Annotated in this window: 12 protein-coding genes and 1 pseudogene; 9 read left to right on the top strand and 4 right to left on the bottom strand. The window is 43.5% G+C overall.

Annotated features, from left to right (window positions below; translation table 11 throughout):
• Positions 1 to 10: 10 nt before the first annotated feature.
• Both Len3610_RS20145 and Len3610_RS20150 read right to left on the bottom strand, forming a co-directional pair.
• On the bottom strand, positions 11 to 1,171 hold the full coding sequence (locus tag Len3610_RS20145) for a CaiB/BaiF CoA transferase family protein (protein ID WP_176449489.1): 1,161 nt from the start codon (positions 1,169 to 1,171) through the stop codon (positions 11 to 13).
• Positions 1,172 to 1,397: 226 nt separating this feature from the next.
• Positions 1,398 to 1,751: a DUF1428 family protein gene (locus Len3610_RS20150; protein ID WP_176449490.1), complete on the bottom strand. Its 354-nt coding sequence runs from the start codon at positions 1,749 to 1,751 to the stop codon at positions 1,398 to 1,400.
• A gap of 183 nt (positions 1,752 to 1,934) precedes the next feature.
• Between Len3610_RS20150 and Len3610_RS20155 the strand changes: the two genes are divergently transcribed.
• Positions 1,935 to 2,150 carry a hypothetical protein gene (locus Len3610_RS20155; RefSeq protein WP_176449491.1) on the top strand — a complete coding sequence of 72 codons (216 nt, stop codon included), beginning with the start codon at positions 1,935 to 1,937 and terminating at the stop codon, positions 2,148 to 2,150.
• Positions 2,151 to 2,174: 24 nt separating this feature from the next.
• Positions 2,175 to 2,378 carry a hypothetical protein gene (locus Len3610_RS20160; RefSeq protein ID WP_176449492.1) on the top strand — a complete coding sequence of 68 codons (204 nt, stop codon included), beginning with the start codon at positions 2,175 to 2,177 and terminating at the stop codon, positions 2,376 to 2,378.
• 134 nt (positions 2,379 to 2,512) lie between these two features.
• On the opposite strand, the pseudogene mreB reads toward Len3610_RS20160, so the two are convergent.
• Positions 2,513 to 3,530, bottom strand: a pseudogene (gene mreB / locus Len3610_RS20165) (rod shape-determining protein MreB).
• A 496-nt stretch (positions 3,531 to 4,026) separates the two neighbouring features.
• Between mreB and Len3610_RS20170 the strand changes: the two are divergent.
• A complete protein-coding gene (locus Len3610_RS20170; RefSeq protein ID WP_176449493.1) occupies positions 4,027 to 4,917 on the top strand; it encodes a CAP domain-containing protein in 891 nt (296 codons plus the stop codon).
• A gap of 18 nt (positions 4,918 to 4,935) precedes the next feature.
• Here the strand turns inward: Len3610_RS20170 and Len3610_RS20175 are convergent, their stop codons facing one another.
• Positions 4,936 to 6,105, bottom strand: a complete 1,170-nt coding sequence (locus Len3610_RS20175; protein ID WP_176449494.1) for an MFS transporter — start codon at positions 6,103 to 6,105, stop codon at positions 4,936 to 4,938.
• Positions 6,106 to 6,363: 258 nt separating this feature from the next.
• Here Len3610_RS20175 and Len3610_RS20180 point away from each other — a divergent pair, with 258 nt between their 5' ends.
• The 6 genes from Len3610_RS20180 to Len3610_RS20205 all read left to right on the top strand — a co-directional run bounded on the left by Len3610_RS20180 (position 6,364) and on the right by Len3610_RS20205 (position 10,850).
• A complete protein-coding gene (locus tag Len3610_RS20180; RefSeq protein ID WP_176449495.1) occupies positions 6,364 to 7,134 on the top strand; it encodes a lysophospholipid acyltransferase family protein in 771 nt (256 codons plus the stop codon).
• A 103-nt stretch (positions 7,135 to 7,237) separates the two neighbouring features.
• Complete coding sequence (locus Len3610_RS20185; protein WP_176449496.1) at positions 7,238 to 8,233, top strand: glutaminase; 996 nt, start codon at positions 7,238 to 7,240, stop codon at positions 8,231 to 8,233.
• Positions 8,234 to 8,337: 104 nt separating this feature from the next.
• The gene (locus Len3610_RS20190; RefSeq protein WP_176449497.1) at positions 8,338 to 9,003 is read left to right on the top strand and encodes an SOS response-associated peptidase; all 666 of its coding nucleotides are present in this window, start codon (positions 8,338 to 8,340) and stop codon (positions 9,001 to 9,003) included.
• A gap of 82 nt (positions 9,004 to 9,085) precedes the next feature.
• Entirely contained in the window at positions 9,086 to 9,556 is a 471-nt protein-coding gene (locus tag Len3610_RS20195) for a low molecular weight protein-tyrosine-phosphatase (RefSeq protein WP_176449498.1), read from the top strand.
• 20 nt (positions 9,557 to 9,576) lie between these two features.
• Positions 9,577 to 9,876, top strand: coding sequence for a YtxH domain-containing protein (locus Len3610_RS20200; protein WP_176449499.1), 300 nt, complete (start codon positions 9,577 to 9,579; stop codon positions 9,874 to 9,876).
• Between the two features lie 149 nt (positions 9,877 to 10,025).
• A complete protein-coding gene (locus Len3610_RS20205) occupies positions 10,026 to 10,850 on the top strand; it encodes a YihY/virulence factor BrkB family protein (RefSeq protein ID WP_176449500.1) in 825 nt (274 codons plus the stop codon).
• The last annotated feature ends 82 nt before the right edge of the window (positions 10,851 to 10,932 follow it).

Below are 10,932 nucleotides of genomic sequence, written 5' to 3' on the forward strand. Positions count from 1 at the left end.
TAATCATCTCCTAATTGTTTAATTTCGTCATATCTATTTGTTCCAGAATCGCATTCGTATGCTCGCCCGCATCAGGCGGATGGTGTTTGACATTAACCGGTGTCCTGGAAAGCTTCAGCGGACTGCCGATCATGCGGATATCGCCTGCTGTCGGGTGGTTGGCATCGATAAACATATCCCGTGCGTTCAGTTGCGGGTCACGTGCAACGTCATCAATTGATTGAATCGGTCCGCATGGAATATTATTTTCCTGACATTTTTCCTGCCAATAAGCAGTTGGCTGAGTTGAGAAAGCCTCCTGAAGCAATGGGATTAAAACTCCGCGGTTTGCGACCCGATCCGGATTGGTTTGGAAACGTTCATCTGATGCATAATCCGGTATTTCTAAAATCTCGCATAATCGTTTGAATTGATTATCGTTTCCGACAGCGATGACCATTTCACCATCCATTGTCTGAAACGTCTGATATGGAACGATATTCGCATGCTGATTTCCCAGTGCGGAAGGCTTTTTACCAGCCATCAAATAGTTGCTGCCGATATTGACAAGCGCGCTGACAGCTGAATCATACAGGGATAAATCGAGCTTTTGCCCTTTGCCTGATTGGGTTCGTTCAAGCAGTGCGCCTTGAATACCGATACACGCGTAGAGACCAGTCAGAATATCCGTAATGGCAACGCCGACTTTCTGCGGGCCGGATTCGCTGTCACCGGTAATGCTCATCAAACCGCTCATCGCCTGGATGATAAAATCGTAACCCGGCATATCCTTATATGGGCCTGTTTCGCCAAAACCTGTAATAGAACAATAGACAATTTCCGGATTGATTTCGGATAATGTTTCATAGTCCAGCCCAAGACGCTCCATTGTACCGGATTTAAAATTATTAATGACCACATCACTTTCACGTGCTAGTTCTTTGATGGCTTCGTTGCCTTCCGGAGATTTCAGATCAAGCGTCATACTTTTTTTATTCCGGTTGGCACAGAGGTAATAGGCACTGACACCATTTTGAAAGGGCGGTCCCCATTTACGTGTCTCATCACTTCCGCCTGGTGCTTCAACTTTTATGATTTCCGCACCAAGATCTCCAAGAATCATCGTACAGTATGGGCCGGCCAGGACACGTGACAAATCGAGAATTTTGATATTCTCAAGTGCTCCAGACACGTCATCACTCCTTCCTGTAAAAAATAAACCAGTCCAAAAAGACCACAGTACGCTGCAAGTCTATTTGAACTGGCTTTTGTCTGTTGAATCAGAACTGGCATTGAACTGTTAACAGATTAGGCAGTTTTTTGATTGTGTTTTGATATATCATGTGGTTCAGACGTGGAAGCGCTTCAACATGATTAATTTTATTATATAGTATTCTGAAATATATGTAAACAGCTTTTTAATTATCGGTTGAAAATCTTGCGGTAATCACATTTGATAAATCAATCGTGTCAGACAGTTCATCAAAAAGCTGGCTGACTTCAGGATTGGCCTTTACTTGCTCCATAACCTCGTCATAGTGTGATTTGTTCCGGAATACAGACTGTCCAAGAAAAATGTCTTCATTTTCTTCCTTTTGGATAACGTCAATCAGTCCTTTAAAGTTGTTATCACCATGGAGATTCTCAGCCTGATAGATTGTCTCCTCCAGGCAGCCATAGGACATATAGATTTCACCTGCTCGCGTGTTAATATCGAGAAAACCTTGAACGTGTTCCTTTTTAACGCGGTACAGATAAATAACTGTATACATATAATCACCTCTCTATCCTTACCCTTATAATTCCAGATATATTTTAAAAATCCTTTTTATGGGAGCTGATAATTTTTGGAAGTTGTGGGCAAAAATAGGTGACCATTCCCACGGAGTATAAACGGCCATCTGAGAACATGTATATGAGTGGGAGGGCGGAAACATGGGCTGGAGAACGGAAACATGGGCCGGAGAGCGAAAACATGGGCTGAAGAACGGAAATATGGGCCGGAGAGCAGAAACATGGGCTGGAGGGCGGAAACATGGGCTGGAGAACGGAAACATGGGCCGGAGAGCAGAAACATGGGCTGGAGAACGGAAACATGGGCCGGAGAGCAGAAACATGGGCTGGAGAGCGAAAATATGGGCTGGAGAATGAAAACATGGGCTGGAGAATGAAAACATGGGCCGGAGAGCAGAAACATGGGCTGGAGAGCAGAAACATGGGCTGGAGAGCGAAAATATGGGCTGGAGAATGAAAACATGGGCTGGAGAGCGAAAACATGGGCTGAAGAACGGAAATATGGGCCGGAGAGCAGAAACATGGGCTGGAGAGCGAAAACATGGGCTGGAGAACGGAAACATGGGCCGGAGAGCGAAAACATGGGCTGGAGAGCAAAAACATGAGCGTGAGACCGAAAACATGGGCGCGAGAATGAAAATATGAACCAGAGAACTGAAATTTCTTCCCGAAAGCTGGGTCACCAGCTTAATTGCCATCAAAACCGTGCATAGCATCATCATGGACTCTGCTATATCAATTATTTTGCAGCTTTCTGAAGTTTGGAAATCATCTTCAGTGAACGCCCCCTGTCCCAAATAGCTTACGGAATTTCAAGCGGACTCGTGCGATATGGACAGGTACAATAGATTTCATCTGACAACCCTCTTTCAGTCCCTTTTAAACATTGAATTCCGCCGCCGTAAGGACCGATAACCGCGATCAACATATTCACGCTCAGTTCGGGCGGGCAGTTCTCCAATGTATTTCGGATGGTTTCCAGAATTTGTTCGAGTGATTCTTTTAACGCTGAATAGACTTCTTTTGAGGAGACCGATACCGTTTTCGGCAAGCCGGATACCATGTCTCGTCCCCGGACATCCATGGATTCCTCGTCATGATTTTCATCTGCATAACCGATTTCCATTTTAATATTTTCGGCTGTACGTTCACCGATCAGAATATTATATTTCTTCCGATATAGTGACAATTCTCTTCATCATTTGTCCCCGCCGCTACGAATCGAATTATTGGAAACACCGCCGAAATGAGATGATCCCCCCACTTTCGGAGTTACCGCCGCCATATCCACAATAACATTGGCAATCGGCTCATCAACCGGCAAATCTGCAACCGGATTGCGGCGGCCACAGGTTCTTTCGATTAAATGGACATTTTGACACCATAGCTGGGTAAATAGCATTGTGGATTGCCCGGCGTTCGACCGTTGTGCTGCCTGACGGGGTACATACGACGACAGTCGGCTTACGCATTGACAATCCCATTTTCTTGCTTACTTTTTTCAAAAATTCCTTCAGCATTTGTGCGGTCACATCATAATCCGCAATAACGCCGTCTTTTAAAGGCCGGATCGGGACAATATTCTGTGGTGTTTTTCCCACCATTTCTTTTGCTTCAGAACCGACAGCTACAACATTTTTAGTATTTAAATCAATCGCCACAACAGATGGTTCATTTAAAACAATTCCTTTTGATTTGGAATAGATCAGTATATTGGCAGTACCCAGATCAATTCCGATTTCTGCATTTGATAACATGTTATGTTCCTCCAATGATGTAAGATAAATCTATAAAAATAAAACAGGAATAAATTCAATCATAAGTCGTGCGGAAAAAAGTCCACATTTTACTACTATATCATTCTCTATTTTATCACGTTTTTCGGGGGTGATAAACGACTTACATATATTGGCTGAAGATGAATCTAAACTTTTCCAAAAACGTTTCATTCTCCTCTATTTGAAATGATAATCAGTGAAAAATCAAGTAACATTTCCTTTACAATTAATGGCTGATTGTAATATATGCAGGGTATTTTCAGAGGTGTCAATAGTTATTTTGATGTAAAAATTACCACTGCATCAAACCTTTTCCTATTAATTATCTGACTAAATAAATTTGAAGCCTGTTTGTACCGTTATTTTCAGAAAAATCTATGCAGAACATAAATATTTGGAAATCGATGCCAATAATATTACAGAACAAGCGTGGTACGATGATTTTGCAAACAAAAACACAGGAGAGGTGACATCAATGTTTAACAAATTAATGGTCGGTTCACTGACCACAGCGTTATTATTTGGCGGAGCATTTCAGACAACTGCGGATGCCTCTGCAAGTGCAGATAAATCTCAAAATCAATCAACTCAGCATAAAGTCTATTATTCTATTAACGGAAGTGATTGGGCTGAACTTTCATCCGATAAATTCAGCAACCATTTGAATAAATACTTCCCGCAAATCAAATGGGATAACCAAAACGGTAATGGCAATCAGCAAGCGTCAGAAGAAGAACAATCAAAGCAGGATAAGCCGGAGCAAAATCAGGAACAACCTAAAAATGATGACAAATCAGACCAAAAAACAGATAAGCAGCAAGAACAGCAAAGTGATCAACAAGAAGCAAATAAACAGCAAGAACAGCAAAATAATCAACAAGAAGCAGATAAACAACAAGAACAGCAAAGTGAACAGCCAGAAGCACAAGCACCACAGCAGCCAACTGAGCAGCAAAACGAGCAGCAAAATCAATCACAATCACAGCAGCTGAATGAATTTGAGCAGCAAGTGGTTGAATTGACAAACCAGGAACGTGAAGCACAAGGCCTTGAGCCACTCAAAGTCGATACAGAATTAAGCAAAGTGGCACGTGAAAAATCCCGCGATATGGCAATAAGCAACTATTTTTCACACGACAGCCCAAACTATGGATCACCATTTGATATGATGAAAGATTTTGGTATTTCCTATCAAACAGCTGGTGAAAACATTGCCAAAGGACAGACCTCACCAGAGCAAGTTGTGAACGGCTGGATGAACAGTGAAGGGCATCGTGAAAACATCATGAATTCAGACTTCACTCACATCGGTGTTGGCTATGTCGAACAAGGCAACCATTGGACACAACAATTTATTGGTAAGTAAACGTAAAAGGGACTGGCCTTAATGGTTCAGTCCCTTTTGTTTTTGCATTTTTCCTTGTCCATACATTGAAATCAATGCCACACCTATCGAAAGGATGACAAATACTCCGCCAACTGCTGCATTTTGTTCAACGGAAGCCCATTCAATGACAAGCCCGCCAATGAATGACCCACATGCGATACCGAGATGAAGGGCCGAGTTGTTAAGGCTTTGCTGTATATCCGACGTTTCGGGTGACAGACCAATCAAATAGCTCTGTGTCGCTGGAGACAACATCCAACTGAGCAGCCCCCAAATAACCAGGATAGCCAAAAACATAGGCAGCGAAAATGTCGTGTACGGTATGGCGAATATGACAAGACTAAATATAAGAGTGGTTGCGATAATGGTCTTCTTTGATCCCCATTTATCTGAGAGGGCACCACCGACCCCGCCGCCGCTTACTGCCGCAATGCCAAAAATCATATAAATGATACTGACCCAGGCGCCATCCACACCCAAAGTCGTTTTGGAAAAAGGTGTCAGGTACGCATATAGAATCGTATGGCCGGTCATAAACAGGAGGGTGATGGTTTGTCCGAAAAATATTCGCCGGTTTTTTAACGTAGCCAGTTGCTTTCTGATTGAACTGGAAGGTTTCGGCTCGACATGACCCATCAGAAAAAGCACACCAGCCATTGACAGAACAGTCAAAACTGAGATCAGCACGAACGGGGCACGCCAACTAAAGGCATTTCCCAATAGCAATCCGATGGGGAGACCAAGCACAATCGAGGCACTGACACCCATGGAAACAATCCCGATTGCCCGTCCGCGGTATTTTGGATGGACAATGGATGGTGCAATGGTCAGACATAATATAATCAGCAGTGATCCGCTTAGTGCTGATATAACCCTGCCAATAAAAACAACACTATATGTCGGGCTGAACACTGTCACCAGGTTTCCCGCAAGAAATACAGCGAGTGAAATAAGTGTCAGCCGCTTCCGTTCAATATGTGATGTCAGAATCAATAATATGGGAGCCCCAACAGCAAAAATTAATGAAAAAATCGTTATCAGGAAACCGGCTTGACCGAGACTGACGTTTAGATCAGCGGCTATCAGATCCAATATTCCGCCGATAATCAACTCGACCATTCCGACAACGAATGCGACAATCATTAAAAAGTAAACGCGTTTATTCATGTTATGACGCCTTTCTAAGTTTGCTCAAAACCCAATCGTACTCCCATTTGACTGAAAAAACAAGCGAAATTTTTATATCATTTCAGGGGACGCTTTCAATCTTAAATCGGCTGATTCGCCAATTTCTTCAAGTTCGACTCTTGCATCTGACCTCTGGAAAAACGAGGCTAGCCTTGAGTTTTTCTTATTATACTGTTTGTTTCTTTTCATAGGCCTCTTTCAGCGGTATAATAATAGTGATAATGGGAGGGGAGTAAAATGATCAGGAGTCTTAAAATTTATTTATATGCGGGAATACTGATAATCAGCGCCTGGTTTAAACTGCTCCGCGTAAAAATGAAACTGAATCAGTCCGGGACTTCCATCACCATGGATCACATTTTTGCCACACCAAAAAATGTGTCGCAAAAAATCATTAAAAAAACCAATTCAGCTATCCACGTAACCGGTCAGGAGAAATTGCCGGACGGTCCAGTACTGTTTATCGCAAATCATCAGGGGCTGTTTGATATTCTCGCCTTGCTGGGTCACTTGGGAAAGCCGGTTGGGTTCATTGCCAAAAAAGAGATAAAAAAACTGCCGGTTGTCAGCAACTGGATGAAACTTCTGCACTGTGTATTCATCGACCGGAGCGACCGCCGCCAATCGGTTAATGCCATTAATCAGGGAATTGCCAGTTTAAAAGCAGGGCATTCGATCGTTATTTTCCCTGAAGGTACAAGGGGCAATGGAAGTGAACTTAGTACCTTTAAATCCGGCAGCCTGAGGTTAGCGACAAAAGCGAAAGTTCCGATTGTGCCCGTAGCAATTGATGGCACATATCAAATACTTGAAGCCGGAAAAGGCAAGGTGGACGCTTCAACCATCAGCCTAACAATAAACGACCCGATTTATCCCGAGGTTTATCAGGACAAGAAACATGGGGAATTGGCTGAGGATATCCAGAAGGTCGTCGAACGGGCACTTCGCTCAAACGGGCGTACAAGTCAAGTCGAAACAACCAGTGAAACAGTGCCGCTCACTGACTAAGGTTTTCGTCATAGCGCCATCCTACCTGAAAACCTCAACATTTTTAAACAAATTATGAAGAATTCCGTGTCTTATAGGCATACTACGATTACGAGGTGATTGTATGGTTCAAGGGATAGCTAACTGGAATACCGGAGAGACACAGGAGTGGCTGCAGCAATATGTGGACGATTGGGTAGCTTTTTACCGGAAGCATACCAATGACGGGAATGTTGCCTCCTATATTCCAATTTTAGCGGAAGCTGATCCGGATGATTTGGGTATAACGATCATTGGCAATAATGGCCTGTCAGTACGTTCTGGTGATACGGAAATACCGTTCACATTGCAAAGCATTTCCAAGGCTATCACGTTCATCGTGGCCTGCATGGAACGTGGTGTTTCGTATATGCTTGATAACGTTGATGTGGAGCCGACCGGGGAAGCATTCAATTCCATCATGCACCTGGAGATGAAACCGGTCAAAAAACCGCTGAATCCGTTTAATAACGCTGGCGCAATCACGGTGACATCCACTTTGCCGGGTGATACATCGGAGGAGCGGCTTGAGCCGGTCTTTCAGCTGCTTGAGAAGATACTTGGATACCGCCCAAGTTTAAATGTTGACGTGTACGAGTCGGAAAGGGAATCATCAAACCGAAACCGGGCGATTGGCTACTATTTATTGGAAGTCGGTTTTTTGGACTCGGATTTGAATGCCACGCTGGAAACATACTTTAAACAATGCTCCATCAATGTGACGTTGGATGATCTGGCGCGAATTGGCCTGATTCTCGCCAATGACGGTATGGATCCGAAGAATGGTGAGGAGATGATGCCAAGACAAGTTGCCAGGCTAACCAAAGTGCTCATGCTGACGTGCGGTATGTATGACGCCTCGGGTAAATTTGCCACTTATGTCGGGATACCCGCAAAAAGTGGTGTGTCCGGCGGTATCTTAGCGGCTGTGCCACCAAGAGTCCGGGATGAAACGATGCCCTTTACAGACGGCTGCGGAATCGGTGTTTATGGTCCGGCCCTTGGGGATAAAGGAAATAGTATTGCCGGTACCCGTCTGCTCCGTCATATTGCGACACAGTGGGATTTGAGTATTTTTTAGATATTGAAATCGGCTGCTCGCCGATTTCAACCAATTTGACCTCTGACATCCTGCCTCTGAAAAATGAGGTGGGACCGAGTTTTTCCAAGGGAGGCGTGAAACAGATGTGTGGACGTTATACCTTACTCGCCGATGAAGTGGACATTTTACAGGCGTTCGGGATTGAACAGGCGATTGAGAATTATCAGCCAAGCTATAACATTGCACCTGGCCAAAATGTTTTGGCGATTATTCATGATGGCAAGGAAAAGCGTGCCGGCTATTTACGCTGGGGGCTTGTTCCATCATGGGCGAGTGATGAGAAAATCGGTTATAAGATGATCAATGCCCGCAGCGAAACAGCGCATGAAAAGCCGAGTTTCAAACGTCTGATGGCACGGAAGCGCTGTCTGATTGTCGCCGATAGTTTTTACGAATGGAAACATGATGGCGGTGAAAAACAGCCTAAACGGATCCAGACATCAGGCCGGGGATTATTTGCGTTTGCCGGACTGTGGGACAAATGGGAACAAGGTGATAAAAAACTTTTCACATGTACTATTCTGACAAAAGCGGCGACTGATTTTATGCAGGATATTCATCACCGGATGCCGATCATTTTGCCAAAGGATCAGGAAAATGCCTGGATTGAAGCAGGTGACCGGACACCGATTGAAGCACATCATTTCTTGGAATCATTGGAAACAGAAGACATGCAGGCTTATGACGTTGCGCGTTATGTCAATTCGGCGAAAAATAATGATGAGGGGTGTATTGCACCGCTTGTGTAATAGAGGATATTGGAATTTATGAATGGCTCCTATTATAATGAAAGCAGCAACAAGAATATAATGGGGGCAGGGTGTTGAATTTATGATACGTGTATTATTCATATGTCTTGGGAATATTTGCCGGTCGCCTATGGCAGAAGCCGTTTTCAGGGATTTGGTGAAACAGGAAAACCTTTCTGATAAAATCGAGGTGGATTCAGCGGGGCTGGGTCATTGGCATGTTGGGAATCCCCCGCATAAAGGGACAAGGGATATACTTGACAGACAGCGTATTCCCTATGACGGTATGAAGGCCAGGCAAGTACATACGCAGGATTTTGGCGATTTTAACTATCTTATCGCTATGGATGACGAAAACATCAGCGGCTTAGAGGAGATGGACAATAAAAATGCCGACATCACGGTTGCCAAGCTGATGGACTTTGTGGATAAAGCAGAAGATACCAATGTTCCGGATCCATACTTTACCGGGAAGTTTGACGGCACTTATGAATTAGTGTCAAAAGGCTGTGAGTCATTGTTAAATTCTATCAGGAATGAAAATAATATATAACGTTAAAGGAGCGATTTCAGATGGGTAAGCAAAAATTATGTTTAGGATTATTAATCGGCACTATTGCAGGAGGACTTCTTTCTTTATTGGATCGTGATGCAAGGCATTATGCAAGAGGAAAAATGTCGGCTGTCAAAAGCGGTTCATCCTATTATGTTAAACGGCCATCAGAAGCAGTCAAAAATGCAAGAGATGCATTCGGCCGTATTAATACACAATTCACAAATAGTGCCGATAATGCCATCAATGCACTGGAACAAGTGGAAAACACATTAGAACAGTTTACAGAATTCACTGAACGCGAAAGCCCATCGTCTTGAGACATGGGATGAAAGTGAGGTCAGATACAGAGCACCACAAAAGAAGGTTTTGTGGTGCTTGAAGTATCTGAAATGAACTAAGTTTAAAAGATTAAGTGTATTAAAAAGTTGGATAACAATCTGTAAATGACTCATGTGAGGGCGATAAAATGTGGCAGGAGACCAAAGATTTTGTTATTGTATTGTACCAACGTATAACAGATGATGATATTTTTGGGCTGGGCGCTCAGCTTGCCTATTTTTTATTGCTTTCCTTATTTCCTTTTTTGCTCTTTTTAATGACACTTGTCGGTTATTTGCCGCTGGATGCGCAAAACGTGACCGATTTTATTGAACGATACGCACCAGGGGAGATATCCGGGCTGATTAATGAGAATGTTTCCGAGCTTGTCAATAATCAAAGCGGCTCACTGTTATCAATCGGCGTCATTGGTACACTGTGGGCGGCATCAAATGCTATCAACGCCATTATGCGGGGGTTCAATCGTGCCTATGAAGTAGAAGAAGACCGCTCGTTTATCGTGACGCGGTTAATTGCCATTATTTTAACGATTGCAATGGTTTTAGTCATATGCATGGCCTTTTTGCTGCCTGTATTCGGGCGAATGATTGGTGAATACATTTTCGCATTTTTCGGATTGTCTGAGGGCTTTGTGAGTGTATGGCAAACATTGCGCTGGGTTGTGTCATCCGCGGTTATTTTTATCGTGTTACTGGCCCTGTATCGCATGGCGCCCAACATGCGCATTTATTTCAGGAATGTTGTCTGGGGCGCCCTGTTTGGGACAATTGGCTGGCAGCTGGCTTCTTTGGCATTTTCCTTTTATGTCAATTCAATTGGCAATTACTCGGCAACATACGGCAGTCTTGGTACGGTTATTGTTTTAATGATCTGGTTTTATCTGACCGGTATCATTATTATGATAGGCGGTGTGATTAACGCCATTTTAAGGAAAAAAATGATATCGGATTAATAAGCAGCTGTCACAGTGATGTGGCGGCTATTTTAATGTTTTTATGATTAGTACAGTCCAGTATATAATAAATATACAGAGT

This window comes from Lentibacillus sp. CBA3610 (genome assembly GCF_013373365.1).
Classification (GTDB): domain Bacteria; phylum Bacillota; class Bacilli; order Bacillales; family Amphibacillaceae; genus Lentibacillus.

What these genes read in the sequence shown, in the direction of transcription:
- Len3610_RS20150 (WP_176449490.1), bottom strand. Translation starts at nt 1,751, where the DNA reads ATGTATACAGTTATTTATCTGTACCGCGTTAAAAAGGAACACGTTCAA.
- Len3610_RS20155 (WP_176449491.1), top strand. Translation starts at nt 1,935, where the DNA reads ATGGGCCGGAGAGCGAAAACATGGGCTGAAGAACGGAAATATGGGCCG.
- Len3610_RS20160 (WP_176449492.1), top strand. Translation starts at nt 2,175, where the DNA reads ATGGGCTGGAGAGCAGAAACATGGGCTGGAGAGCGAAAATATGGGCTG.
- Len3610_RS20170 (WP_176449493.1), top strand. Translation starts at nt 4,027, where the DNA reads ATGTTTAACAAATTAATGGTCGGTTCACTGACCACAGCGTTATTATTT.
- Len3610_RS20175 (WP_176449494.1), bottom strand. Translation starts at nt 6,105, where the DNA reads ATGAATAAACGCGTTTACTTTTTAATGATTGTCGCATTCGTTGTCGGA.
- Len3610_RS20180 (WP_176449495.1), top strand. Translation starts at nt 6,364, where the DNA reads ATGATCAGGAGTCTTAAAATTTATTTATATGCGGGAATACTGATAATC.
- Len3610_RS20185 (WP_176449496.1), top strand. Translation starts at nt 7,238, where the DNA reads ATGGTTCAAGGGATAGCTAACTGGAATACCGGAGAGACACAGGAGTGG.
- Len3610_RS20190 (WP_176449497.1), top strand. Translation starts at nt 8,338, where the DNA reads ATGTGTGGACGTTATACCTTACTCGCCGATGAAGTGGACATTTTACAG.
- Len3610_RS20195 (WP_176449498.1), top strand. Translation starts at nt 9,086, where the DNA reads ATGATACGTGTATTATTCATATGTCTTGGGAATATTTGCCGGTCGCCT.
- Len3610_RS20200 (WP_176449499.1), top strand. Translation starts at nt 9,577, where the DNA reads ATGGGTAAGCAAAAATTATGTTTAGGATTATTAATCGGCACTATTGCA.
- Len3610_RS20205 (WP_176449500.1), top strand. Translation starts at nt 10,026, where the DNA reads ATGTGGCAGGAGACCAAAGATTTTGTTATTGTATTGTACCAACGTATA.